Below are 24891 nucleotides of genomic sequence, written 5' to 3' on the forward strand. Positions count from 1 at the left end.
GGGCAACGTCTCGTAGTCACGCACCAGACGGCTCGAGCGCACCAGCCAGCTCAGCGTCCTCTCCACCACCCACTGCCTCGGCAGCACCAGAACCCCGTGCTGTTGTCGGAGTGTTTGACGATGTCCAGGGTGAGCTGCAGCTTCTCCTTCGTCCAGCCGATGAGGCTCCCGGCGGAGGCACCGTCGGTCCAGACCAAACGGAGGGAGAAGTGCATCTGCCGCAGCCACGCGAGTAGCGGCACGGCGGCGTCGCGGTCCTGCACGTTCGCTGCGGTCACCAGCACCACAAGGACCATGCCGAGACAGTCCATCACCAGGTGCCGCTTCCTGCCTCCCACTCTCTTCCCACCGTCCCATCCCGACGTCGACCTGGGAACATTCGCTGCAGCCCGCACCGACTGCGAGTCCACAATCGCGGCCGTTGGGTCCGGTGAACGGCCCTCCTTCTCGCGGACCTTGTCGCGCAGCCGGTCACGGAGCTCGGCGAGCAGGCCCGTCAGCTGCCGGCGGCGGGCGAAGGCATGCACCCGCCGAAACGGCGGGAAGTCCGCAGGCAGGTTCGCCCACTGGACGCCGTTGTCAACGACGTAGCGGACCGCATCGAGCATCACTCGGTGGCAGTAGCCCTCCGGCCGGCGGCCCCGACCCTGAAGCCACGACGGGATGGGCAGTGCCGCCCGCACAACCTGCCATTCCGCTTCCGTCATGTCCGAGCCGTAACAACGTGTCCGGTCCGGTCCGTCCGCGGCGTTGCCGAACCGGTGCGCGAGGCAATCGCACAGCGACACGCAGGAGTTGGACGCGGTGGACACGTCACGCAAGACTGCAACAACAGGGTCTCCTTGGTGCTCGGGTGCTTCGCAACGCCGAGCTACCGAGGGGACTCCGTCTTCATGCGCCGACACCGCCGCGATCACCCGATCCAGAACCCAGTTCGACTGATCACGCCAACCGGCCGGTCTGCGGAAGCCTTCTAGGAGGGTCAGGCCCCCTTTCCGAAGACAAGCACCTCCGTGGAGGCGACGCCCATGGGGGCCAGGAAGCTGGCCTCCAGGCTGCAGCCGAGGGTCGCGAAAAGGTCCACGCACGTCCGGCGAGGCATGGCGGTTGGGTAGGAGTCGTGCCCCGTGCCGCCCTGCGTCGCCCAGGAGCGCATCGTGGCGGGGTCCAGGCAGGTCTCTGTCATTACGTCGAAGACGATACGACCACCAGGTCGCGTGACCCGCGCTATCTCGAAGAAGTAGCGGGAGGCGCTGAGGAAGGTCAGGGTGTTGAAGACCTTATGGGCCTGCACGAGATCGATGCTGCCGTCGGGTGTCGCGGCGAGACTGCTTCCTGCGGCCGGTTGGGCGACCACGCTGAACGTGTCCACCAGGTAGTTGGCCCAGGGCGCTGCCGTCTCGTAGATCTCGTAGCGGCCTGGTGAACACTCCTTCAGCGTCTTCTCCAGGTACCGTCCGGACCCGGGGCCGATCTCCAGCACCGTCTTCGGGTTGGCAGCGAAGACGCCAAGAGCGCGTAGTTCATCGACGGTGGACTGGGTGGCGCCAGGCGTCCCGTTCATGACCTCGTCAATGTAGTCACCCACCGACAGACCGGCCGCGTGTGCGGCCCGCATCGTTGCCTCGAACGGGATGAAATCGTCAACTCCACCCCGACTGTTGGTGCTGCGCACGATGTCGAATCCAGTACGTCCCAAGAGCCGCTTGACCCCCGACTTCAATCCTGACGCGCCCTTTCCTGCTGCCCTCATCAGGCATACCCCCAGGTCGTTTACACCCTCGATGCCCGATAAGCATAGGACTGCGGACGCAGTGGGACGGCGAATTCGCTACGCAGCGGTCAAGGGCCGGTCCACGGCGCCGGGTCCTTACGCCCGATATACACCCTCCCGGTAAGGCTGCTTGTCGATCCTCGGCGGCCGCCGAGGGAGTCTCGGCCAACACCTCGGCCAGCGAGTACAAGCCGACGAGCAATCCGATCACTCCCGCAGCCCGCGGCCGTTCATGCCCACCCAGACCCAATCAAACGATCACGTTCGGAAACCGGAAGCCTTCTGAAGAGCCGCTTGGGACTCAGGGGTTTTCCGGGCGCAGAGCGCCTTGGCCGTCGAGGTCGTTGAGCACGGCAGGCAGGCCCGTGGCGAGCATTTTGGTGCGGACGGAGCCGAGGATTCTGGCCATGAAGAAGCCTCCGGCGCCGGTGAAGCCGGTGTGGTCGTAGGTGAAGCGCGTTCCACTGCCGTGCGCTTCGAGCCGGTAGGCGACCTCGGTCACCTCGCCACCACCTTCGTCCTGCCACGAGTAGCGCAGTAGCGCAGACTCTCGCACCTCCAACACCTTGCACACCACGACGCCGCTCCAGCCGGGCTTCGGTTTCGCGATGAACTTGAACGTGGTGCCGACCGTGGTAGCGAAGTCCTCAGGCCGACCGCCGGCGCCGGTGGCCGTCCACAGCGGGATCAGTTCCGGATCGGTGACCGCACGCCAGACCCTCTGCGGTGGGTGCGGGTACTCGCGGACGATGTGGATGGCGCTCATGGAGGGCTCCTCGGGTATGGGCGTGTCAAGCCCAGCAGTATTTTACAGTCACTAGAAATTTACAGTAACAGAATAATGCAGATCGGCCAGACTATGCTTCAGTGATGAGTACGCGCACCGTGGACTGGACGGCCTTGCGGCGCCGTGAAGAGGAGCCTGCAGTCGAGGGGCTGCGGGAGCGCAAGAAGCGCCTGCTACGACAGCAGCTGTCCGACACGGCCACCGAGATGTTCATGGACCGGGGCTTCGATGCGGTGCGTGTCTCGGAGATCGCCGACGTCTGCGGGGTGTCGGAGAAGACCGTCTTCAACTACTTCCCCACCAAGGAATCCCTCGTCCTGGACCTGGGCGAAACCACGTTGAACTCCCTGCGGACCACACTGGCCGATCCGGACCTGTCGCCGGTCGCGGCGGTGTTGGAGATCTTGTCCGGCCAGTTGGCGGCCCTCACGTCCTGGCTGGCGGCGCAGGACGACTGGGCCCAGGCTAAGGCTATTCTGCTTCGCTTCGGCATGCTGATCGGATCGACTCCGTCTCTGCGGGCATATCAGCGCGACATGACCGACCAGCAGGTCGCCGTCGCCGCCGAAATCCTGGCCCGGCGCACTGAGATGAGCCCGGACGATCCTGAACCACAGATCGCCGCGGCTGCCCTGCTCGCGCTGTGGCCCGTCCAGTTCCAGGCGCTGCGCAGGCACCTGCATCGCGCCCAGACCTCCGAGGAACTGCACGATGAGGTCAGCGCCGACGTCCGACGCGCAGCCCAACTCATCGACGCCGGACTTAACTCGCTCTCCCCCGCCCGGCGCAGTTTGTGAAACAGCCGACCGGCCCGGGGTAGCGGCGAGGGGCAACACCGTTCCTCCGGCCCACCTGTCGACCGGGACCCGTCACCAACCTGCGTGGGTAGAACAACTGGGGCGGTCAGGGAGCACAGCATCGTGGTGCTGGCGGTGCAGACCAGAACGTGCGGTGTTTCGACGTCCAGGTCGACGGCGATGGCCCGCCCCTCGGCGCTGATGCCGATAAGGGCGGTCCCCTCGGGCAGCGCCTCTATTCGTGTATGCCTGACACCGAGAGCCTAGAAGGGACCGGCGCAACAGCTGCTGTTGCTCCCGACCGCGATGTGAGCACGGCGTTGACGCGTCCAGGCGCCCAGCAAGCCGCCCCACACGACGGACGCCTTCCCTGAACTGCCGCTCCCACAGCAGGAGTTGGTCACTCACCTGCCGGGGTCAAGTCGCTGGGCGAGGTCGTGGGCCATGGCGCTGGTGAGGTCTCCGTCGTAAGCGCCGACGATCTCGACACGGCCCACGGTGATCGAGTGGGCCGCGATGGGAGCGTCCCAGAGTTTGCCGTCCACGACGATGGCGAACTGGTTGCGCGGGGCCGGGGCCGACGCGAGGGAGCCGGTCAGCGTGGCGAAACGGGTCCGGTCGGCAGGGGTGAGGGTCACCTCCACCTGCCAGCTGCCGTCGACGCTGCCCTTCTCGGCCTTCGCCACGGAGACGCGGACGTCGCTCATGCCGCCGGCCGAGCTGGCGTGAATGCACATCGCCGGGTGGGTCTCGGTGCGGTGCACGGTATAGCCGCCGCCGGCCGGGGTGCAGGCCCGCTCTGTCGCCGAGGTGACCGGCAGGAGGGAGATCGTGGCCGCCTTTGTAGCGCCTCGTCCTTCGGCGGGCTGCACCACGTGGGCGCGCAGCGGGTCGTCGTCCGCGACGGCCACCCAGGCGGTGGCAACCGCCGCGGCTAGGGCAACCCCGACACCGGCGCGCGTGAGCCGCTGCCGCCGCCGGGCGACCCGCAGTGCGCCGTCGGCCAGGCCGACGAGATGGGCGCCGACGTCACCGTCGCACTCCCGGACATGGGTGTGCAAGGTGTCGTGCAGCAACGTTTCGTGCAGCAGCTCCTCGGTCGAGTCGTTCATGCGGTCACGCCCCTTCCGGAGGCATTGGAGGAGGCGGACGGCCCTGCCTCGGCCAGAGTGATGCGGAGCGTGACGAGGGCCTTGTGGGTCTGGCTGCGGACCGTGCCCGGAGCGACGCCCAGGATCGCGGCGATCTCGCTGTCGGGCCGGTCCTCGAAGTAGCGCAGCACGATCACCGCACGCTGACGCTTGGGCAGCCGCCGCAGCGCGGTCATGATGTCCTGCCGCTGGACGACGGCGTCGGCCCAGTTGGCGCCCTGTGCGGACGGCTGGTCCGGCACGGAGTCCGTGACCGTCTCCCGCCCCCAGCTGAGCAGCCGGAAGCGATCCACCTGGGCGTGGTAGAGCGCGCGGCGCACATAGATCTCTGGCTGTTCCCGGTCACGGAGCTTGGACCAGCGTCGGGCCGTGGAGGCAAGCGCGGTCTGGAGCAGGTCCCGGCCCTGTTCCCAGTCCCCGGTCAGCAGATAGGCCGTGTGCAGCAGCGATCTCGACCGCGCCGCCACGAACTCGCGGAACTGGCGTTCCTCGTCGGCGTTCAATGCGCCCTCCCTCGTTCCCCCGTAAAGACGGGTACGGACACGCAAACGACTGCCCTGCCGCACCCACTTTCTCCGCCTCGTCCACCGGACAGCGACGCCGAAGGCCATGGAAGGACGCTGGCACGCCCAGCCGTGGAGGGAGGAACCCGGAGCCGCAGGCGACGGACTTCAGGCTGATCGGCATGCTGGTTCCGATCTTGGGGAAGGTCGGGGCCAGACAGTGAGCATCACCGAAGGCGTGCGGAACACCGGGTCGGGCCGGATGGGGCCCTGGCAAGACTTTCGTGAAGCCGGAGTGTGCCTCCATGCGCCGGTGACGCTCCGTCACGGGTAGCGGCGTCGGAGGTGAGCCATGAGGACGACGCGGTGGCGCAGGAGCGGGGCGCCGGCGCGGCCGGCCATGATCCGTTTCTGGAGCTTCAGGTCCGTGATCCGGCCTTCGTTGACGCCGGAGGTGAACGGGGTGGTGATGCCCTGTACGACTGCCGGCTGGTCCTCGCGGATGGCGTTGGCCAGGCTCGCCAAGGCAGAGAGGCCCAGGCCGCGAGTTGGCCGAGCCAGTCGGGTGTGTCAATTTAACAGCTGATCTTGGTTGTTGAGTGGTCAGTTATTGCTCGGGGTCAGGCGATCCGGAACGCGTTCAGGGGTGCTTTCCAGCGCATGGTCCACCGCTTGCGGCCCTTGCCCGTCGGGTCCAGGCTCATCAGCGCCATGTAGATGCACTTGAGGGCGGCGGCCTCGTTGGGGAAGTGGCCGCGGGCGCGGACGGACCTGCGGATGCGGGCCTTGACGCTTTCGATCGCGTTCGTGCTGCAGATGACCTTGCGGATCTCGACGTCGAAGGAGAGGAAGGGCACGAACTCGGCCCAGGCGTCCGACCACAGCTTCACGATCGCCGGATACTTCCGGCCCCACGCTTCCTGGAACTCCAGGAACCGCTCCGTCGCCGCGTCCTCGCTGGGTGCGGTGTAGACGGGCTTGAGTGCCTTGGCGACCTTGTTCCAGTCCTGGCGGGCGGCGTAACGGAACGAATTGCGCAGCAGGTGAACCACACACGTCTGGACAATCGTGCGAGGCCAGACGGCCTCCACCGAATCGGGAAGGCCCTTGAGCCCGTCGTAGACCAGCATCAGCACATCGTCCAGGCCGGGGTTCTTCAGTTCCGTGAACACGTGCAGCCAGTACTTCGCGTCCTCGCCGCCGTCGCCGGCCCAGATTCCGAGGATGTCGCGGGTGCCGTCCACGGTCACCGCCATCACCACGTAGACGGGACGGTTCGCGACCTTCCCGTCCCTGATCTTGACGTTGATGGCATCGACGAACAAAACGGGGTAAACACGGTCGAGAGGACGGCTCTGCCATTCCGCCATGCCGTCCATGACCTTGTCGGAGATGGTGGAGAGGGTCTGCTTGGAGACCTCCGCCCCGTAGACCTCGGCCAGGTGAGCGGCGATCTCCCCATGGGTGAGACCCTTCGCCGAGAGCGACAGGACCATCTCGTCGACTCCGGTCAGCCGCCGCTGCCACTTCTTGACGATCTGCGGCTCGAACGTGCCCGAGGTGTCACGCGGGACCTTGACCTCGATCGGCCCGACGTCGGTCAGCACGGTCTTGGCCCGGCTCCCGTTGCGGGAGTTGCCGCTGCCCCGGCCGCCGGCATCGTGCTTCTCATAGCCGAGGTGATCGGTGATCTCACCTTCCAGGACCGATTCCAGGACCCGCTTGGTCAGCTGCTGCAGCAGCCCGCCCTGCCCGGTCAGCTGCAGTCCCTCCGACCGGGCCCGTTCCACCAGCATCGCGACCGGCTGCTCGTCGGACACGGGCTCAGGCTGCCCAGGCTGAGCACTCTCGACAGGCTCCACGGTCTCCAACTCCACGGCGGTGTCAGTCACTTGACGTCTCTCCCATGATCGTCGGATCCGCCGTTGGATTTACACTCCCCATCGTGAGCAGGTCTCCTGACCTGGAATCGAAGTTCAGCCGCACAGAAACGGAGCAGCGTGAGGCCCCTCGTCGGCGTTGACGAATGCCTCCCACCAGAGCGACTACAGGATGAACCGCGCAGGGGGACGCCGACCTCCATGACAACCGACTTCCCCGACGCCATCGCCGGCGTCGGGGAAGTCGGCGACCAGAGCGAAGTCATCGCGGGGCCCCTACCTGGTGTCGGTGTCGGCGGCTGCGTGGGCAGCACCGGCGACCCCACCAACCGGATGGACCCGACAGGTCTTTACGATGTCACCGCAGACCTGGCAGCAGCTCTGGTGGCGGGGGCCGCAGGTGTCGCCGTTGGTGGTGCAACGGGGAATCCGATAGCCCGTGCGGCAGCCGGCGGCGTCCGGGGCGTTCTTGCCGGCCAACGACCAGGCACGGCAACGGACTTCGGACCGTGCGGACCGGATGGCCTGCAGGGCTTTCTCGCCGGAGGCGGCGAGGGTGTCGATCAGGCGGGAGATGGTCGGGTCGGAGGCGACCGGGCCGAAGACGCCCGCCTCGCACCGCAACATCGCGAGGTCCGCGAGGCAGTCCCCGCCCAGCGCGACCGCCAGGGCAACGTCCAGGAGGGCCTTGCCGGGATCGTGGACGGCCCGCGGTTTGCGCCACGGAGCCAGAGCCTGGGATACGACCCGGTCAAGGCCGGTCTTGCGGACCGTTTCGACGAGCAGGACCGACCCAGTCTGGGAGACAATCTGGCGGCCGTCGTCCTGGACACGGACGCGGGGGTAGGACCCAATAAAGTGCTTCACCTGGGAAGTGCCTCCGGCGGTGGCAGGAACAAGGACCTCGACAATCCTCATTCTTGCTGGTCAGGGGAACCTTCTGCTTTCCTGACCGCCTGCCGGACAGCCCGCTTCACGAAAGCGCGAGGTTAGGGAGCGTCTTTGCCCGGGCCGAGCAGCCGGGGCGCACGGGCATCACGCTCCGGGTCGCCCGGTGCGCCGGGCGACCCGGACCTGTGGCTCAGGCCGGCAGCTTCCAGTTCTGGGCTGCCGTGCCGTTGCAGGTGTAGAGCTGGAGCTGGGTACCGGTCGTCGTCGTGGAGTTGGGGTCGTCCAGGCACAGCTTGGACTGGGGGTTGATCAAGGAGCCGTTGGTGCCCGCGGTCCACTGCTGGGCGCCGCTGCCGTTGCATGTCCAGAGCTGGATCAGGGTGCCGTTGGTGGTCCCGCTGTGGTCGACGTCCAGGCATTTGCCCAGGCTCCGGACGGTTCCGTCGCCCGCGACGATCCAGTCCTGGGCGTAGCTGTTGTTGCAGGTCCAGATCTGGACGTGGTTGCCGTCCGTGGTGGAGGAACTCGCGTCGTCCACGCACAGGTTGGACGCCACCGCCGAGGTGATGGGGCCGATACGGGGTGAGGCCGGAGCCGTGGTGTCACCGGCGTAGGAGGGCGGAGCGGCGGACGCGGCCGTCGCCCAGGAGGTGTTGGCGCCGGCGCCGAGCGTGTAGGTCAGCGTGCCGCCCGCGGTGATCGCCGCCGTGGGGGCATAGGCGTTGTTCCAGGCAGAGCCGTTCCACGTCGCGGACTGGACGTAGGGGGCGTTGTCGGCGGCGCCGTTGCCGTTGATCGTCAGCGTCTTTCCGGACGGCAGCGTGATCACGGCCTGTGTGAACACAGGGGATCCCAGGGCGAGATCGGTGGTGCCGGGGGTCTCGGGGAACATGCCGAGCGCGGACCACACGTACCACGCGCTCATCGCGCCGAGGTCGTCGTTGCCGTCGGCCAGCCCGCCGGGGGTGTTCCCCCAGATCTGCTGCTGGATGGCCCGTACGGTGCCCTGGGTCTTGTAGGGCTGCCCGATGTAGTCGTACTCCCACGGCAGTTCGATGCTGGGTTCGTTGCCGACCCACGCATACCCCTGGTCGCCCGTGTAGCTGCGCAGCACGGTGTCCAGGTAGTGGCTCATCGCCGTGTTGCCGCCCTTGGCGCGCGCGAGGCCGCCGATGTTGAAGGGGATCATCCCGGTGTAGATCCAGGAGTCGGCCTCGACCATGTCGGTGCCGCTGGTGGGGTCGAACCCGCCGGTCCAGGAGCCGTTCGCGTTGCGTGGTTCGACGAAGCCGGAGGCCGGGTTGAGCACGTTGCGCCAGTCCTGGGCGCGATTGGCGTACGTCTTCTGGTTGCCGGTGTCGCCGAGCGCCCCGGCCATCGCGGAGAGCGCGAAGTCGGCGGTGTTGTACTCCAGCGTCGTGGCCACGGGGCCGTAGAAGTTGCAGCAGCCGTAACTGCCGTCGTGCGGCATGTACCCGGGTGAGTTCAGGTAGTTGAGGCCCGGCCGGTCGTTGTTGGCCGTGCTCGCCTGCTTGACCATGCCGGCGAGGGCGGTCGTGGTGTCGAAGTCCCGGGCGGCGAAGGCGTAGTAGTCGGCGATGATGGAGTCCGCCGGGTCTCCGACCATCACGTACGACTCGCCGTTGTTCTCGGACCACTTGGGGAAGATCCCGGTCTGGGCGTAGTCGTCGACCATCGACTGTGCCGTGTCCGAGGCGACTTGGGGTGCGACCAGGGCCTCGAGCTGCGCCTGCGAGCGGTAGATGTCCCAGCCGGAGTAGTTGGCGTAGACGGCCTTGTGGCCGGCGTCCACGGTGTGGGTCCTGCCGTCGAAACCGTAGTACTGGCCGTTGGTGTCGCTGATGACGTTCGGGTGCAGGAGTGAGTGGTAGAGCGCGGTGTAGAAGGTCTGCTGCTGCGCGGCTGTTCCGCCCGCGATCTGAATCTTGCCCAGCGCGCTGTTCCAGGCGTCCTGGGCGGCGGTGCGGGTCGCGTTGAAGTCCCACCCGGTGTTCTCCGCGGCCCGATTGGCGGTCGCGTTGGCCACCGAGACGTAGGAGACGCCGACCTTGGCCTGCACCACCGGGTTGCTCGTGGTGTTGAAGGTGACGTAGCCGCTCGAGGCTGCGGCCTGCGGCGAGGCGCTGTCCTTGGTGGTCTTCGGGGCCGCGGCGGTGGGCGTCTTTCCGTGGAGCACGGGCTTGTTGGGCTGCTCGGCCGCGTTCTTGGACGCCGGGCGGGGCTTCGCAGGGGTGGCGGCCGACGACTTGGCGACCGAGCTTCCCTGGGAGGCGAACGGCTGGTCGAAGACCATGTCGAAGTACACGGTGTACGTGTTCCCGGCGCCGCAGAAGCGACCGCTGGTGACCTGTCCGCTCACCTCGGTGTTCGAGACCTTGGTGAACTGCGTGGACGAGGTTCCGTTCTGGCTGCCCGTCAGCTTGAAGATCAGATTGGCCTGGCTGGTCGAGGGGAAGGTGAAGCGCGCCATCCCGCTGCGGGCCGTGGTGGTGAGTTCGGTGGTCACCTGGTTGTTCAGCCCGACCTTGTACGAGCCCGCGGATGCGGATTCGTTGGCGTGCGAGAACGCCACCGTGGCGCCGGTGTTGACCGTGCCGACCGTGGGCAGCACCGGTACGTCTCCCGCCGCTCCGCAGCCCGGGCCGGCGATGTGAGTGAGGCTGAAGCCGGTGATGGACGAGTCGTTGTACTCGTAGCCGCCACCGGGGGGCCGCGATGTCGTGTCAGGGCTCCACTGCACCATGCCGAACGGCACATCGGCCCCGGGGAAGTCGTTGGCCTCGTTCGACGTGCCGATGAACGGGTTGACCACGGTGGCCGGCGACGCGACGAGCACCGCCTTTCCGGCCGCCCACGCGGGTGCGCACAGCCCGGCCACGGCCAGCGCCGCGGCCGCGAACAAACCGATCACGGCCGTTCCGGGAGGTCTCGACAATCGTGTCACGGGGGTTTCTCCTCTACTCGGAAGCGAGAGCTGGAGCTGAACCTGAAAGCTGACAACGTTGTCTTCATTTGAAGCGCGGCACTCGCTTAAGCGGCAGTCGAGTTAGACAACGTTGTCGCGCCATCGGGATAAGGCGCTTGGCGATGCGAATTCACGAACAGGCCCCCTGGGGCGGGGACGAGAACTGTTCGCGAAGCTAGCCACAGGGCAGGTTCATGTCAACGACTTGTGCAAGGAGCCTTGTCGGCCACCACGAAGATGCGGCGCCCACCCATCGGACGGACCGTTGAGCTATCCATCCGGTCGTACCCTCAGGCGAGACCCCACCCGTCGACGGCTCCATCGCCGAGGCATACCCAGACCATCGCTGCACACAAAGGTGGATCAGCGAGTTCGCGGCCCATTCGGTCCGGCAGCCGACAGGGAGTTGCGACTGTGGACGTGCCGCAACTCCCCTGCACGGCAGACAGCTGCGGCATGAGGGCGGTTGCGAAGCTCGTCCTCGACGGGGCCGAGAGGGGTGTGCTCGTCGAATTGAGCGGGGCCGAGTCGGAGGTATTGGCGCACGCTTTGCGCGCCTGAACCGTGGACGACCCAAAGATCGGCACGGCACACCGTACAGGGCAACCAGTCTTTCACCGTCCGGCCCGGCGGGCGAAGCAAGTAGCTGTTCCTGCAACCCAGTTGGCCTGCCGGGAAGGATGCCGAGGCCTGTCGTACGAGAGGCGCCCGGTAGTGTGTTCAAGTCTCGAACGCTTCCTCTGTACCGGCGACGTGTGGGACGTGTCGCCCGTCCGATCCGCCCTGCACTCGACCTCTGAAAGTGACGTTGATGAACGTGTCGATCTGCGGCAGACGGCCATGGAGCCGGGCCCATTTAGCCGCTCTCGTCTGTGCGATCGCCCTGTTACCCACCCCCAGTCACGCGGCGCCGACAGAACCCGACCCGCAGGACGACAAGTCGATCGAAGGCATCCGCGCCGAACTGAACGGCCTGTACCGCGAGGCGGAGATAGCCACCGAGGCGTACAACACGGCGGACGTGAAGGCGGCCGGGCAGAAGAAGCGGCTGGCCTCGCTGCGCGAGGACCTATCGCGGAGCGAGGACCGGGTGCGCGACTTGCGCAATCTCGCGGGCGCAGCCGCCCGCACGCAGTACCGCGGTGGTGATCTCGCTTCCACGGGAATCCAGTTGCTGCTGGGTGACCACCCGGACCAGGCCCTGGACGAGGCGTCGCAGGCACGCCAGGCCCTGCGAAGCCTGGTCACTGTGTCCAACAGCCAGAAGAGCGCCAGCGACAAGGTGGGCCGGCAGGCGGATGCGGCCGCGAAGAAGCTGCGCGAGCTGAGGAGCAGCCGTGCGGCCAAGGCCGTGGCGAAGAAGAAGATCGAAGGGAAGATCGCCCGGGCCGAGCAGATCGAGGACGGGCTGCAACAGGGCCAGACGCGCAAACTCGCCCAGCTGGACAATGCCGAGACGCGGAAGGCCAAGTCCCGGTGGACCGGCTCGGATTCCGGCGGTGGCGCGCAGGCGACCGGTGCTGCGGAGAGGGCCGTCGACTTCGCGCTGGCCCAGATGGGCAAGCCGTACGTCTGGGGAGCAGTCGGTCCTTCGTCGTACGACTGCTCGGGGCTCACGTCCAGGGCCTGGGCGGCGGCCGGGCACCCCGTCCCCCGTACCTCGCAGGCGCAATGGCAGGGGCTGCGGCACGTCAGTCTGGCGTCCGCGCGACCTGGGGACCTGATCATCTACTTCAACGACGCCACCCACGTGGGTTTGTACATCGGCGGCGGGCGGATCGTGCACGCCCCGAGGCCGGGACGTTCGGTCACGATCGCGCCGGCTGCCTCCATGCCCATCCTCGGCGTGGTCCGACCCGGAGCCTGAGCGGATGAACCAGTCACTGACCCCCCGCGACGACGCGAACCTGCCGGTACTCACCGCGCCACCACTGATCCGGCTCGACGCCTTCGTGGCCGAGGACGGCTCGACGGTGGTCAACGGCCATCTGCTGGAGATGGGTGGCGTGCAGCAGCCCAACGAGGCCATCCTCGACGCCATCGCCATGTTCGCCCGCACCCTGGGTGCCCCGGTGGCGGCCACCGTCATCGACCGTACGGTGATGCAGGTGGCCCGCCTGCGGGTGCACCCTGACGGGTCGAGCCGCACGATCGCCGAGGACGAGGACCTGCCGCCGGGACGCGAGCGCACCGCCGCGGAGGAGGAGGCCTTCCCCCCGCTCGCCCGGGTCGAGCGGATCATCCGGCACGCCCAGCGCGAGGAACTGCACGCCGCATTCGTCCTTGCCAGCGCGCTACGGGAGCACCTCACGCTGCGCAGGGGCGCGGAGGACGAACTCGCCCTGGAAGCACGGGCGATCGAGGCGTACCTCGCCTTCCGACGGGGCGACTACACACTCTCCACCGTCCTCGCGCTGACCGTGGCGCGCATCCGCTGCCGCACGGACCTCGCCCGGGCAGCGCCGGAGGTGGCCCGCGCCACCGCGGCGTGGCAGCGGCTGCTGGACGAGAGCCAAGTGGCCACCCGGGGACAGGAGTTGCTGCACATGTGGGAGCGCCTGTCCGAGGAGGGCGTACCGCTGGAGCCGGCTCACCAGGCCATGGCCCGCGCCGTCCGCAACCGCCTGGAACAACGCGGCCCGGCACTGCCGGCCCTTCCCCCAGGACAGGAACCGATCGCTCCCGAGGACAAGCCCCTCAAGCCCACCCGCCGCGGACTGCGACGTTTCACACGCCGGGCCGGACGGCCCACGCAACCGTCGTCCTAGGTCCAATGCCGTGACTCTGTTGGTGATCTTGCCGGGGTCAGCTGGGGCGGTGCACAGGGCGTGGAAGTGGCTGGGTGCCCGCCGGGGACGGGTCGGTTCGGCGATCCGTCGGCGATGCGGGTGACGTTGCAGGCCAGTGCGGTCAGGACGTGCCCGATGTGCGTTTTCGGCAGGCCTCGGTATCGGGTTCTGCGCAGGCCGTGGGCGCGGACGTTCTGGGAGAGGGTGGCTTCGATGCCGGCGCGTATCGCGTACCTGCGCTGCCAGTCCTCGGTGCGCTGGTCGAGACGGTTGTGCTGCTGGATCTCGTGCAGTTCGCGGGTGGGCAGCAGCGCGAGTGAGCACGGACCACTGATCGCGTCGGTGCACTGCGGGCGCACGAGGCAGGCCAGGCAGGTGGCCTTGTCGAATTTGACCTGGATGTAGTCATGTCCGTTGATGCGCAGGGGCCGCCACTCGCGGCTGAGGTTGCCCTGGGGGTAGGTGCGGTGCTCCCAGTCGATCGTGAAGGCGGCCTACCAGACCCCGGCCTCCCTCCGCCGAATCGGCGTGAAACGGCTGGAGACATGGCTGCGCAACCGCAAGGTCCTGCGCGCCGACCGGTTCGCCGAGACAGCTTGGGAGGCCGCCGGTCGCCAGCTGACAAGCCTGCCCGGCGAGGAACTGACCGCCCAACTCGTGCACACACTGGCGGCGGAGGTGCTGGCCCTCAACCAGCAGGTCGCCGAGCTCGACAAGGCGATCGAGGCCCGGTTTCGCGACCATCGGGACTTCGAAGCGATCACCAGCATGCCCGGCCTGGGCATCATCCTCGGTGCCGAGTTCCTGGCCGCCACCGGCGGCGACATGGCCTTCTTCGGTACTGCTGACCGCCTCGCCGGCTTCGGCGGCGTTGCCCCGGTGCCCCGCGACTCCGGCAGGATCAGCGGCAACCCGCGGTGCCCACGACGCTACGACCGCCGACTCCAACGCGTCTTCTGCATCTCCGCGTTGTTCAGCATCCGAAACTGCGAGGACTCCCACCGGTTCTACGACCGCCAACGCTCCGAGGGCAAGCACCACATCCAGGCCGTTCTGGCCCTGGCCCTGGCCCTGGCCCGCCGCCGCGTCAACGTCCTAATTCCGGAGTAACCAGATCACCAGCGCTCGCCGGTCGGTGAGGTGGTTCGAACGGGTTGTGACGCCTGCACTCCGCCGGGCCGCAGGTCTGCGACGAGCACGGCTGCGCAGCCCAGCTGGCGGGTGGTGGTCCTGTGGGTGCCGGTGGATACCTCTCAACGTCACGGCCACGATGCCTTCCCAGAGAGCGGCGCCATCCCGCTCTCGTGGCCGCCACCCACCCAGCACTGACGCTGCTGGCGGTTGTGTGGGCTCCGGACGCAGGCCTTCTTTCAGCCCGGCCATCATGTCTCCGCCAAGATCGGCGGCGTTCGGCGCCTTCACGGCCACCAGCGGCGTCAACACCGTTTGCTCGATCACTCGTTGGAGTTGGTGGTGCGAGCCCGTCGCACGGTGATCTCTTGCATTCCCCGAGCCGTCTGAGCTCTGCGAACAGACCGGGGCCCGTGCGGTGAGCTGGTGCCACGAACGGCTTGTGAGGTGTCGGCCCGTTCCTTGATCGAGGCCTGGAATTAGGTCGCCGCGTGGCCCCGCATGCGGTCGTGACCAGCGCAAGCACCCGCGCTTCGAGGAGGGAAAGTTGATCTACTGTGGCATCGACTGGGCCGAGAAGACGCACGACATCGCTTTGGTCGACGACGACGGCACGCAGATGCCCGCTCTGCTGCGGCAGCTCGAAGCGGCCTCCACGGCCGCCGACCAACTCGCCGAGGCGGTGGAAGAGGTGTTCCCTCAGCATCCGGACGCCGAGATCATCCTGAGCCTCCCCGGGCTCGGCACCCAGCTCGGCGCCCGGATCCTCGCTGAGATCGAGGACGACCACGCCCGCTTCGCCACTGCCCGCGGTATGAAGGCCTACGCCGGTGCGTCCCCCATCACCAGGGCGTCCGGCAAGAAGTCCAGCATCACCAGACGCTGGGTGAAGAACGACCGGCTCAACCACGCCGGCTACCTGTGGGCCTTCGCCTCACTGACCCACTCACCGGGCGCAAAGGCCCACTAAGAAGTCATCTCATTTGGCGAGCCTACGGTAGCAGATGAGGGTGCAGGCGATGCTGGTGAAAGCGAGGAAGTGGTCGGCCTTGCGTTCGTAGCGTCGGTGGAGGCGGCGGCAACCGGCGAGCCAGGCCATAGTGCGTTCCACGGTCCAGCGGTGGCGGCCCAGTCGTTGCGAGGACTCGACTCCCTTGCGGGCGATGCGGTGGGTGATGCCGCGTTCGCGTAACCATCGCCGCAGGTGGGCGTAGTCGTAACCCTTGTCGGCGTGGAGTTTGCCGGGCCTGCGCCGTCGCCGGCCGCGGCGCGAGCGGATCGGCGGGATGCCCTTCACGAGCGGGATCAGGGCCTGACTGTCGTGCAGGTTGGCCCCGGAAATGCCGACGGATATGGGCAGACCCGACCGTTCCGTGATCAGGTGGATCTTCGAGCCGTACTTGCCCCGGTCGACAGGATTCGGACCTGTCAGGTCCCCCTTTTCAGGGCCCGCGTGTTCACCGAGTCGATCGCGCACCGCGACCAGTCCAGCTCGCCGCGGGCACCGAGTTCGTCGAGGACCAGGCGGTGGAGTTTGGCCCACACCCTGGCCTTCGACCACTCCGAGAACCGCCGGTGGGCGGTCGCTCCGGACGGGCCGAACGACGCCGAAGGCAGCTGCTGCCAGGTACAACCCGACGTGGCCACGAAGACGATCGCGGCCAGCACTTCCCGGTCGCCGTGCCGACGCCGACCACCGCCCTGCGGCCGCGACGGTGCCTCCGGCACCACCCGCTGGAACAACTCCCACAACTCATCCGGCACAAGCCGCTCAACGATCCCCACCATGACTCACAGAATACCGAGTCACCCAAATGAGATGGCTTCTAAAGACGGGGGATTCCAGCAGTCGCCCGCTGGGGTTCCTGTTTTCACTGACGACTGCCCCGTCCGGGAGGACTCCCGTTGAGGTCTTACACCGTCTCCACAGGCAGCCACCGCCAGCCCGGCAGCCAGGATGTTGCGCGCCGCGTTCACGTCGCGGTCATGCACCGCGCCGCAATCACACGTCCACTCGCGGACGTTCAACGGCATCTTCGCCGCGACCGTGCCGCAGGCCCCGCACAGCTTCGAGCTGGGGAACCAGCGATCGATCACGACGAGGTCGCGCCCGTACCAGGCGCACGTGTACTCCAGCATCGACCGCAGTTGCGTCCACGACGCGTCCGAGATGGCGCGTGCCAACGTGTGGTTCTTCAGCAGGTTGCGGACGGTGAGGTCCTCGATCACGACCGTTTGGTTCTCACGGACGAGACGAATCGACAGCTTGTGCAGGAAGTCACAGCGCCGGTCGGCGATCCGCGCATGCACGCGGGCAACCGTACGGCGGGCCTTCTCCCGGTTCGCGGAGCCCTTCGCCTTCCGAAACAACTCCCGCTGCGCCCTGGCGGGACGAGCGCGGTCGCGGCGCTCGTGCCGGGGGTTGGTGACCTTCTCGCCGGTGGACAGGGTCACGAGCGACGTGATGCCCGCATCGATACCGACCGCATTCGTCGTGGCCGGAGCCGGAGCAATGCGGTCGTCGCACAGCAGCGACACGAACCAGCGGCCCGCACGGTCACGGGACACGGTCGCCGTCGTCGGTACCGAACCCTCCGGGAGGGGACGCGACCAGCGGATGTCCAGAGAACCGGCCACCTTCGCCAGCGTCAGACGGTTCTCGCGCCACGTGAAGGCAGAGCGGGTGTACTCGGCCGACGCGCGGGACTTCTTCCGGGACTTGAAACGCGGGTACTTCGTGCGCCTGGCGAAGAAGTTCCCGAACGCTGTCTGAAGGTGCCGCAGCGCCTGCTGGAGCGGGACCGAGGACACCCCCGTCAGGAAGGCGAGCTCCCCGGTCTTCTTCCACTGGGTCAACGCTGCCGACGACTCGACGTAGGAGACGCGGCGCTGCTCCCCGTACCAGGCCTGGGTGTGCTCCTCCAGCGCCCTGTTGCAGACCAGGCAGAGACAGCCGAACGTGCGCGACAGCACGGCCGCCTGCCCGCCGGTGGGGTAAAAGCGGTACTTGAACGCCCGCGTCACCTGCCGCGCCATACCCCACGTTCTATCAACTCCCGTGCGCGTGGCGGGTGTCGGCCGGTAGACGGTGGACCCTGGTCCGCCCTGACGGCGAACCGACTTCCCTGCCCTGCTCCGCAGGAGCTTCGATTCCTCCCGGCTGAACCCGGGAGCATCCACGAAGGAGAGCCCCGATGAACATCGGGGAGATCGCCCGGCGTGCGGGCGTGTCACGGAGCACGGTGTCGTACGCGCTGAGCGGCAAACGTCCCGTCTCGACCAGCACCCGCAGACGTATCCAAGACGTGATCGACGAGTTGGGATACCGGCCCAATGCGGCCGCGCGGGCCCTCAAGGAGGGGCGGACCCGGACGATCGGTCTCGTCATCCCGCCCGCCGGCAACCGGCTCACGCACATGCAGCTCGACTTCGTCGCCAGCGTGGTCGACGCCGCCTCCCGGGTCGACCTGGATGTGCTGCTGTCCCCTTCCGGCGGGGATCACGACCGTTCCTTCGAGCGGTTGGTTTCGGAGAGCCGCGTGGACGGTGTGATTCTCATGGAGATCCGCCTGGAGGACCCTCGTGTCGGTCGGCTGCATGACGCCGGGCTGCCCTTCGTCGGCATCGGGCACACGGCCGGCGACCAGCAGATGTCCTGGATCGACGTCGACTACGCCGGCTTGATCCAGCACTGCGTGCGCCACCTCGCCGATCTGGGGCACCGCCGGGTTGCTCTGGTCACCCGTTCCCCGGAACTCATCGCGGCGGGTTACGGCCCCGCCCGCAGGGCCAGGGAGGGCTTCGAGAAGGCCCTGGAGGAACGCGGCCTTGACGGCATCGAAGTGCCTTGTGGGGACGATGCCCGTTCCGGCCAGGAATGCATGACGGCGCTTCTGCAGAACCATCCGGACCTCACAGCTGTCACCACCATCAACGAGGCCGCCCTGCCCGGCATCCAGAGGGCGCTGTCGGACACCGGCCTGGAAGTGCCGTACGACTTCTCCATCACCGGAGTGGCGGCCAGGACCTGGGCCGAGGACTTCCGTCCGCCGCTCACGGCGGCGGACGTACCGGCCCTGGAGATGGGCGAGAAGGCCGTGTCCCTCCTGGTGGGGCGCATCACCGCGCCGGACACCCCGCCTCAGCACATCCTGCTGGCACCCCCGGTCTCGCTGCGCTCCAGCACGGCCGCCGCGCCCACCGGCCGCCAGGCGCGCGTCAACGGCGCGGCGCGCTGAGCCCGGCGGCTACGGCAGACCCCTGCAGACCGTCGCGCACGAACTCAACCGCCGGCCACGCAGAACGCTCGGCCGGGAAACCTCGGCCGAGCGCCTGTCCCCACTGCTCGCGACCGTCCGGAGCTGACGCGTGTCGAGCGCGTGGAGGTGGTGTCAGGAGCGCGGCAGTAATCCGCGGCATTCACACCGAGACCAAGGGTGCTTACGGCATTCCCCGGATCACGCGTGAGCTGCGGGAATGGGGTCCGGTGGTGAATCACAAGCGGATCGCGAGGCTGATGCGGGCCGCCGGCACCCCTACGAAAGCAGGGGCCGCCGACAGGGCAGATGCCGGGCTGCCCGGAGCGGCGGCCATGGTTGAGCAGTCGGATCGGACGCCACGTATAGGCAACCTTCGAATCGGCAACCGCCGGAGCTGCCGTTCCGGCGGACCCGTGTGGTCAGAGCGTTAGCCAGGGACAACTTGTCCGCGGTTAAAGCCGCCCTTCATCCGGTTCCGGGTTCGCGTCAAGATTGTGCTGTCGAACAGAGGAGGTCGGACGATGGACCGGGCGTTGCTGGCGGATTTTCTCCGAGCGCGTCGTGAGGCGTTGCAGCCGGAGGATGTCGGGCTTCCCCGCGGGCAGCGGCGCCGCACCGGCGGGCTGCGGCGCGAGGAGGTGGCGGCGTTGGCCGGGATGTCGGCCGACTACTACAGCCGCATCGAGCAGCAGCGAGGTCCAGCACCGTCGGAGCGGATGCTCGTCGCGCTCGCCCGGGCGCTGCGTCTGAACGAGAGCGAGCGTGACCACGTCTTCGTCCTGGGTGGGATCCCGGCGCCGCAGCGGGTTCTTCGAGACGATTACATCGGTCCCACGATGCTGCGGATCGTCGCCGGTCTCTCGGACGTGCCCGCGATCGTGCTGTCACGGCTCGGCGAGGCGTTGCTGCAGACGCGTCCGGCGGTCGCTCTGCTCGGTGACTACACCCAGTACTCGGGCTTGTCCCGTTATCTGGTCTACCGCTGGTTCACCGGTGATCGGCGGGTCCGTGGCCTGTACCCCGTCGAGGACCATCCGATACGGGGCAGGGTCTTCGCCGCGGAGATCCGGGACGCGTACACGGCGGATCCCACCGGGAAGGCCGGCGAGATCGTCGAAGCGCTGCTGGAGGTCAGCTCCGAGTTCGCGAACATCTGGCGGTTGCACGAGGTGGGAGTGACTCATCATCACGACCTCAAGCGCTACCTGCACCCCGAGTTGGGGGAGCTGGAGCTGTACGCCGAGATGCTCTTGGATCCGGAGCAGCATCAGACGCTCCTGGTGTTCACCGCCGTGCCCGGTTCCCCGAGCCACGGCAAGCTTCAGCTCCTGACCGCCGCATAACGGCTGTCACCCCTCACCCACCTGAAGGCACTGTCTCGAAAGCCCGGGCGTGCCCAGGTTTCACGATGCTTCACATTCGAAGCAAATCCCCTGCCATGAAAGGCGTTATTTGTTATGAAAGCAGTGCGTTTCTATGAGTACGGTTCTCCGGACGTCCTGCGTTACGAGGACGTGGAAGAGCCGGTCCCCGCGGCCGGGGAGGTCCGGATCCGGGTGGCCGCGACGTCGTTCAACCCGGTCGACGGCAACATCCGCGCGGGCTTCATGCAGGGCCCCATCCCGGTGGCCCTGCCGCACACCCCCGGCATCGACGTCGCGGGCACCGTCGACGCGCTGGGCGAGGGCGCGGACCGGGTCAGGACGGGTGACCAGGTGGTCGGCTTCCTGCCGATGACCAGTGCCGGCGCGGCGGCGGAGTACGTGCTGGCACCGGCCGGCCTGCTGACGGCGGCGCCCGCGAGCATCCCGCTGGCCGATGCGGGCGGCCTGCCGCTGGTCGGGCTCACCGCCTGGCAGGCCCTCTTCGACCACGCCAAGCTGACTGCCGGCCAGCGGGTGCTGATCAACGGCGCGGGCGGCGCGGTCGGCGGCTACGCCGTCCAGCTGGCCAAGCACGCCGGCGCACACGTGATCGCCACGGCCGGGCCGCGCAGCAGTGAACGCGTCAGGACGGCGGGTGCCGACGAGGTGTTCGGCCACGGGGTCCCCGAACTGTCCGCGCTGGTCGACGTCGTGCTCAACCTCGCACCGGTCGACCCGATGGAATTGGCCGCGCTGACCTCCGTGGTCCGCGACGGCGGCATCGTGGTGAACACCACGGTGTGGATGCCCGCGCCTTCCGACGAGGAACGCGGCGTGCGCGGGGTCAACCTCTTCGTCAACAGCGACGCCGCGCAGCTGGCAAGGCTGGTGACGCTGGTCGACTCCGGAGCGCTGCACGTCGCCATCGCCCGCCGGGTGCCACTGGCCGAGCTGCCCGCGCTCCACTCGGAGGCCGCAGAAGGCACCCTCTCCGGCAAGGTCCTCGTCCTTCCCACCGCCATCCCTCTCACCTAGGCGACCTTCCACGGCGGCGACCACCGCGGCTACACCGACTACCCCACCCTCCCCACCGCCACGGAGAGCTGAACCATGACCACACTCCTCATCAGCGCAGCCGACAAGACCGTCACCATCACCATCCAGCAGCGGACCCGCACGGCACCCCGGGACGCCTTCCGCATCCTGGTACCCATCGACCTCCCCACCGTCTTCCGCCCAGTGGTCCCCTTCCCCGGCATCAGCAGCGTGAAGAACCAGACCGAGGCCTGGGACCACGCGGGATCGCGAAGAAACCCGCAGTTCGACGACGGTTCCCAGGCCAACGAAGAACTCACCGAGTACGTAGTGGGCTCCAGCTTCGCCTACCAGCTGACCGGCTTCACCAATGCCCTCTCCCGCCTTGCGGCCGGTATACGGGGCGAGTTCAACGTCAACCCCGACGGTGACGGCGCACTCATCCGCTGGACCTACGAGTTCAAGCCGCTGCCCGGCCGCCGCTGGATCCTGGCCGGTCCCTTCGCCCCGCTCTGGCGCCGCTACATGGTGGCCGCCCTCGACCGGTGCGTTCACGTCATCGAAACGAAGGACAACAGCGAGCAGGTGCAGCTCCGGGCCGGGTGACGGCCCGAAGCAGCGGCACCAGAGTTCCAACCCGGTCGTTCCGACCAAGCTGAATTCGTAGGAACCCGTCCTCGATGCCGGCCTCCCACGAAGTCCAGCCCCGACCATCAGCTCGGACACGCCCCCAAGGTCCACTACACGACACCGCTGGCCGGGCCGGAAAAAGCCCCACAGCAGACGTCCTGGTCCGGCGGATGCACTCGGTGAATACACCCATTGCATGCGAGCACTGCCAGTGTCCCGAGGTGGGCGTGCTGGAGCTGAACAGACGGTGGCTGGCCACCCCCTGATCAGGCCCGGAGGCTGCTGAACAGCCCCGGGCGCGGGCAGGCGGCCCGAAGTTCCGCGGCTCCAGCCCGCGAACGAGCACATCCCACAATTATTTGACCAGCCACATGATTGGCAGCACGTTTCAGGTGTCTGGCCACCTGATCTGGCGGATCAACTCATTGAAGGAGACACAGTTTTGACTTCCTCCCCCTCCTGAAAGAGGGGGATTCCTACGGCTCGCGCTGTAGGGGTTCCTGCTTCAACGCCGACTGCCCGCCAGGAGAACTCCCTTGAGGTCTTACACCAGCTCCACAGGCCGAGACGGCCAGCCCGGCCGCCAGGATGTTGCGGGCCGCGTTGATGTCGCGGTCATGCACCGTGCCGCAGTCACACGTCCACTCGCGGACGTTCAACGGCATCTTCGCTACGACCGCGCCGCAGGCCCCGCACAGCTTCGAGCTGGGGAACCAGCGGTCGATCACGACGAGTTCGCGCCCGTACCAGGCACACTTGTACTCCAGCATCGACCGCAGTTGAGTCCACGACGCATCGGAGATGGCGCGCGCCAGCGTGCCGTTCTTCAGCAGGTTGCGGACGGTGAGGTCCTCGATCACGACCGTTTGGTTCTCACGGACAAGACGAGTCGACAGCTTGTGCAAATGGTCGCGGCGCCGGTCGGCGATCCGCGCATGCACCTTGGCGACCCGCTCGCGGGCCTTCTCCCGGTTCGCCGAACCCTTCGCCTTCCGGGACAACTCCCGCTGCGCCCTCGCGAGACGAGCACGGTCACGACGCTCGTGCCGGGGATTGGTGACCTTCTCCCCGGTGGACAAGGTCACCAGGGAGGTGATGCCGGCGTCGATACCGACCGCATTCGTCGTGGCCGGAGCCGGGGCAATGCGGTCGTCGCACAGCAGCGACACGAACCAGCGGCCCGCACCGTCACGGGACACAGTCACCGTGGTCGGCTCCGCCCCCTCGGGCAGCGGACGCGACCAGCGGACGTCCAAAGGGGCGGCCATCTTCGCCAGCGTCAGACGGCCCTCGCGCCACGTGAAGGCGCTCCGCGTGTACTCGGCCGACGCCCGCGACTTCTTCCTCGACTTGAAACGCGGATACTTCGCCCGCTGGGCAAAGAAGTTCCCGAACGCCGCCTGAAGATGCCGCAACGCCTGCTGAAGCGGAACCGAGGACACCTCCGCCAGGAAGGCGAACTCCCCGGTCTTCTTCCACTCCGTCAACGCGGCCGACGACTGCACGTAGGAGACGCGGCGCTGCTCCCCGTACCAGGCCCGGGTGCGCTCCTCCAGCGCCTTGTTATAGACGAGACGGACACAGCCGAACGTACGCGACAACTCCGCCGCCTGCCCGTCCGTCGGGTAACAGCGGTACCTGAACGCCCGCTTGACCTGCCGCGCCATACCTCACATTCAATCAGCTCCCGTTTGAGCGACGGGTGTCGGCCGGCAGCCGGTGGACGCCGGTCCTCCCTGAGGGCGAACCGGATTTCCCCGCCCTGCTCCGCAGGAGCTTCGATTCCTCCCGGCTGAACCCGGGAGCATCCACGAAGGAGAGCCCCAATGAAGGCCATCGTTTTCGACACATTCGGCGGCACCGAGGTCCTGCACGAGGCGGAAACCGAGGTCCCCGAGCCCGGTCCCGGCCAGGTCCGCGTACGTGTACACGCTGTCGGCGTCAACCCGGTGGACGGCAAGATCCGCTCCGGGATCATGGAAGCCATCTTCCCCACTACCCTGCCCGCCATCCCCGGCGGGGAGATCGCCGGCACCGTCGACGCCCTCGGCGAAGGCGTCGACCTGTTCAAGGTGGGCGACGAGGTGCTGGGCTGGTCCGACACCGGCGCCTACGCCCAGTACGCGCTGGCCGACGCGGCCGTCCTCGCCCCCAAGCCGGCCGGCCTGGACTGGACGCACGCGGCCGCCCTGCCCGTGGCGAGCGACGGCGCAGACCGGGTCTTGGACCTGCTCGACGTCAAAACCGGCGAGACCCTGCTGATCCACGGCGCGTCCGGCGCGCTGGGCACCGTCGCCGTTCAGCTCGCCGTCGCCCGCGGCGCCCGCGTCATCGGCACCGCCGGCCCAGCCAACCAGGAGTACGTGACCTCGCTCGGCGCCACCGCGCTGGTCTACGGAGAAGACCTGGTCGAGCAGGTCCGCGCAGCCGCCCCGGGCGGCGTGGACGCCGTGCTCGACGCCGCGGGCAAGGGCGCGCTGGAGGACTCCATCACCCTGCGCGGCGGCACCGACCGGATCGTCACGACCGCCGACTTCCGGGCCCGCGAACTCGGTGTCGTCTTCGCCGAGGGCCCGGCGCGGCGCTCGGCCGCCCGGCTGGCGGAGCTCGCCCGGCAGGCCGCTGACGGTGTACTGGTGACCACGGTCGGTGCGACCTACCCGCTCGCCGACGCGGCCAAGGCCCAGCAGACCAGCGACGCCGGCCACAACCGCGGAAAGCTCGTCCTCACCGTCGACTGATCCCCTCCCCCACGAGCCGGCCCGTGGCCGCGCTGACATCGTCACCGTCGGCGCGCTCGCGCTGGCCAATCCCGACCTGGCCGAGCGGGTGCGTTCCGGGGCACCGCTGAACACGCCCGACCCGGCCGCCTTCTACAGCGGCGGCGCAACCGGGTACACCGACCATCCCGCCC

At 67.9% G+C, this 24891-nt stretch carries 20 protein-coding genes and 4 pseudogenes; 11 read left to right on the top strand and 13 right to left on the bottom strand.

What is annotated here, in order from left to right; genetic code table 11:
- Positions 1 to 50: 50 nt before the first annotated feature.
- From OG407_RS00665 to OG407_RS00675, 3 genes are all read right to left on the bottom strand, one after another.
- Positions 51 to 812 (bottom strand): transposase, encoded by a 762-nt coding sequence (locus tag OG407_RS00665; protein WP_405853951.1) that lies wholly within the window; start codon positions 810 to 812, stop codon positions 51 to 53.
- 170 nt (positions 813 to 982) lie between these two features.
- Complete coding sequence (locus OG407_RS00670; RefSeq protein WP_405853953.1) at positions 983 to 1753, bottom strand: methyltransferase domain-containing protein; 771 nt, start codon at positions 1751 to 1753, stop codon at positions 983 to 985.
- Positions 1754 to 2075: 322 nt separating this feature from the next.
- On the bottom strand, positions 2076 to 2540 hold the full coding sequence (locus tag OG407_RS00675) for an SRPBCC domain-containing protein (protein ID WP_405853955.1): 465 nt from the start codon (positions 2538 to 2540) through the stop codon (positions 2076 to 2078).
- Positions 2541 to 2644: 104 nt separating this feature from the next.
- Between OG407_RS00675 and OG407_RS00680 the strand changes: the two genes are divergently transcribed.
- Positions 2645 to 3358, top strand: coding sequence for a TetR family transcriptional regulator (locus OG407_RS00680; RefSeq protein WP_405853956.1), 714 nt, complete (start codon positions 2645 to 2647; stop codon positions 3356 to 3358).
- Positions 3359 to 3762: 404 nt separating this feature from the next.
- Here the strand turns inward: OG407_RS00680 and OG407_RS00685 are convergent, their stop codons facing one another.
- The 6 genes and pseudogenes from OG407_RS00685 to OG407_RS00710 form a co-directional block, all read right to left on the bottom strand.
- On the bottom strand, positions 3763 to 4470 hold the full coding sequence (locus tag OG407_RS00685) for a SecDF P1 head subdomain-containing protein (protein WP_405853958.1): 708 nt from the start codon (positions 4468 to 4470) through the stop codon (positions 3763 to 3765).
- The gene (locus OG407_RS00690) at positions 4467 to 5012 is read right to left on the bottom strand and encodes a SigE family RNA polymerase sigma factor (protein WP_366498553.1); all 546 of its coding nucleotides are present in this window, start codon (positions 5010 to 5012) and stop codon (positions 4467 to 4469) included. The genes OG407_RS00685 and OG407_RS00690 overlap by 4 nt, the downstream gene beginning before the upstream one ends.
- Before the next feature lie 324 nt (positions 5013 to 5336).
- On the bottom strand, positions 5337 to 5537 hold the full coding sequence (locus OG407_RS00695) for a hypothetical protein (RefSeq protein WP_405853961.1): 201 nt from the start codon (positions 5535 to 5537) through the stop codon (positions 5337 to 5339).
- Positions 5538 to 5632: 95 nt separating this feature from the next.
- On the bottom strand, positions 5633 to 6808 hold the full coding sequence (locus tag OG407_RS00700; RefSeq protein ID WP_405868225.1) for an IS256 family transposase: 1176 nt from the start codon (positions 6806 to 6808) through the stop codon (positions 5633 to 5635).
- Positions 6809 to 7339: 531 nt separating this feature from the next.
- Positions 7340 to 7759, bottom strand: a pseudogene (locus tag OG407_RS00705) (transposase); the annotation flags it as partial.
- 214 nt (positions 7760 to 7973) lie between these two features.
- A complete protein-coding gene (locus tag OG407_RS00710; RefSeq protein WP_405853963.1) occupies positions 7974 to 10715 on the bottom strand; it encodes a lectin in 2742 nt (913 codons plus the stop codon).
- An 865-nt stretch (positions 10716 to 11580) separates the two neighbouring features.
- On the opposite strand from OG407_RS00710, the gene OG407_RS00715 reads away from it, so the two are divergent.
- Positions 11581 to 12636 (top strand): NlpC/P60 family protein, encoded by a 1056-nt coding sequence (locus OG407_RS00715; protein ID WP_405853965.1) that lies wholly within the window; start codon positions 11581 to 11583, stop codon positions 12634 to 12636.
- Positions 12637 to 12640: 4 nt separating this feature from the next.
- On the top strand, positions 12641 to 13537 hold the full coding sequence (locus tag OG407_RS00720; RefSeq protein ID WP_405853967.1) for a hypothetical protein: 897 nt from the start codon (positions 12641 to 12643) through the stop codon (positions 13535 to 13537).
- Here the strand turns inward: OG407_RS00720 and OG407_RS00725 are convergent.
- Entirely contained in the window at positions 13534 to 14040 is a 507-nt protein-coding gene (locus OG407_RS00725) for a transposase (RefSeq protein ID WP_405868227.1), read from the bottom strand. The genes OG407_RS00720 and OG407_RS00725 overlap by 4 nt on opposite strands.
- Positions 14041 to 14053: 13 nt before the next feature.
- Here OG407_RS00725 and OG407_RS00730 point away from each other — a divergent pair.
- Together OG407_RS00730 and OG407_RS00735 are read left to right on the top strand one after the other, a co-directional pair.
- Positions 14054 to 14668: pseudogene (locus OG407_RS00730) on the top strand (transposase); the annotation flags it as partial.
- 610 nt (positions 14669 to 15278) lie between these two features.
- A pseudogene (locus tag OG407_RS00735) lies at positions 15279 to 15656 on the top strand (IS110 family transposase); the annotation flags it as partial.
- Positions 15657 to 15668: 12 nt separating this feature from the next.
- Here OG407_RS00735 and OG407_RS00740 read toward each other — a convergent pair.
- Positions 15669 to 16477, bottom strand: a protein-coding gene (locus OG407_RS00740; RefSeq protein WP_405853969.1) for an IS5 family transposase whose coding sequence is annotated in 2 segments (ribosomal slippage) — positions 15669 to 16129 and positions 16129 to 16477 — 810 coding nt in all. Because the reading frame shifts where the segments join, the coding sequence is not laid out codon by codon here.
- 38 nt (positions 16478 to 16515) lie between these two features.
- Positions 16516 to 17725, bottom strand: a pseudogene (locus tag OG407_RS00745) (RNA-guided endonuclease InsQ/TnpB family protein).
- 158 nt (positions 17726 to 17883) lie between these two features.
- Between OG407_RS00745 and OG407_RS00750 the strand changes: the two are divergent.
- The 5 genes from OG407_RS00750 to OG407_RS00770 all read left to right on the top strand — a co-directional run bounded on the left by OG407_RS00750 (position 17884) and on the right by OG407_RS00770 (position 21953).
- Positions 17884 to 18927: a LacI family DNA-binding transcriptional regulator gene (locus OG407_RS00750; RefSeq protein ID WP_405853970.1), complete on the top strand. Its 1044-nt coding sequence runs from the start codon at positions 17884 to 17886 to the stop codon at positions 18925 to 18927.
- Positions 18928 to 19097: 170 nt separating this feature from the next.
- Positions 19098 to 19379: an IS3 family transposase gene (locus tag OG407_RS00755; protein WP_405868229.1), complete on the top strand. Its 282-nt coding sequence runs from the start codon at positions 19098 to 19100 to the stop codon at positions 19377 to 19379.
- A 90-nt stretch (positions 19380 to 19469) separates the two neighbouring features.
- On the top strand, positions 19470 to 20291 hold the full coding sequence (locus OG407_RS00760; protein WP_405853972.1) for a helix-turn-helix transcriptional regulator: 822 nt from the start codon (positions 19470 to 19472) through the stop codon (positions 20289 to 20291).
- Between the two features lie 114 nt (positions 20292 to 20405).
- Entirely contained in the window at positions 20406 to 21347 is a 942-nt protein-coding gene (locus tag OG407_RS00765) for an NADP-dependent oxidoreductase (protein WP_405853974.1), read from the top strand.
- A gap of 75 nt (positions 21348 to 21422) precedes the next feature.
- The gene (locus OG407_RS00770; RefSeq protein ID WP_405853976.1) at positions 21423 to 21953 is read left to right on the top strand and encodes an SRPBCC family protein; all 531 of its coding nucleotides are present in this window, start codon (positions 21423 to 21425) and stop codon (positions 21951 to 21953) included.
- A gap of 500 nt (positions 21954 to 22453) precedes the next feature.
- Here the strand turns inward: OG407_RS00770 and OG407_RS00775 are convergent, their stop codons facing one another.
- On the bottom strand, positions 22454 to 23644 hold the full coding sequence (locus OG407_RS00775; protein ID WP_405853978.1) for an RNA-guided endonuclease InsQ/TnpB family protein: 1191 nt from the start codon (positions 23642 to 23644) through the stop codon (positions 22454 to 22456).
- A gap of 159 nt (positions 23645 to 23803) precedes the next feature.
- On the opposite strand from OG407_RS00775, the gene OG407_RS00780 reads away from it, so the two are divergent.
- Complete coding sequence (locus tag OG407_RS00780) at positions 23804 to 24718, top strand: NADP-dependent oxidoreductase (protein ID WP_405853980.1); 915 nt, start codon at positions 23804 to 23806, stop codon at positions 24716 to 24718.
- Positions 24719 to 24891 lie beyond the last annotated feature (173 nt).

It is taken from the genome of Streptomyces sp. NBC_01515, assembly GCF_045040345.1.
In the GTDB taxonomy this organism is placed as follows: Bacteria; Actinomycetota; Actinomycetes; order Streptomycetales; family Streptomycetaceae; genus Streptomyces.

Excerpts from the sequence above, each read along its gene's own strand:
- OG407_RS00670 (WP_405853953.1), bottom strand. The coding sequence starts at position 1,753 with ATGAGGGCAGCAGGAAAGGGCGCGTCAGGATTGAAGTCGGGGGTCAAG.
- OG407_RS00675 (WP_405853955.1), bottom strand. The coding sequence starts at position 2,540 with ATGAGCGCCATCCACATCGTCCGCGAGTACCCGCACCCACCGCAGAGG.
- OG407_RS00680 (WP_405853956.1), top strand. The coding sequence starts at position 2,645 with ATGAGTACGCGCACCGTGGACTGGACGGCCTTGCGGCGCCGTGAAGAG.
- OG407_RS00685 (WP_405853958.1), bottom strand. The coding sequence starts at position 4,470 with ATGAACGACTCGACCGAGGAGCTGCTGCACGAAACGTTGCTGCACGAC.
- OG407_RS00700 (WP_405868225.1), bottom strand. The coding sequence starts at position 6,808 with ATGCTGGTGGAACGGGCCCGGTCGGAGGGACTGCAGCTGACCGGGCAG.
- OG407_RS00715 (WP_405853965.1), top strand. The coding sequence starts at position 11,581 with ATGAACGTGTCGATCTGCGGCAGACGGCCATGGAGCCGGGCCCATTTA.
- OG407_RS00720 (WP_405853967.1), top strand. The coding sequence starts at position 12,641 with ATGAACCAGTCACTGACCCCCCGCGACGACGCGAACCTGCCGGTACTC.
- OG407_RS00750 (WP_405853970.1), top strand. The coding sequence starts at position 17,884 with ATGAACATCGGGGAGATCGCCCGGCGTGCGGGCGTGTCACGGAGCACG.
- OG407_RS00760 (WP_405853972.1), top strand. The coding sequence starts at position 19,470 with ATGGACCGGGCGTTGCTGGCGGATTTTCTCCGAGCGCGTCGTGAGGCG.
- OG407_RS00765 (WP_405853974.1), top strand. The coding sequence starts at position 20,406 with ATGAAAGCAGTGCGTTTCTATGAGTACGGTTCTCCGGACGTCCTGCGT.
- OG407_RS00770 (WP_405853976.1), top strand. The coding sequence starts at position 21,423 with ATGACCACACTCCTCATCAGCGCAGCCGACAAGACCGTCACCATCACC.
- OG407_RS00775 (WP_405853978.1), bottom strand. The coding sequence starts at position 23,644 with ATGGCGCGGCAGGTCAAGCGGGCGTTCAGGTACCGCTGTTACCCGACG.
- OG407_RS00780 (WP_405853980.1), top strand. The coding sequence starts at position 23,804 with ATGAAGGCCATCGTTTTCGACACATTCGGCGGCACCGAGGTCCTGCAC.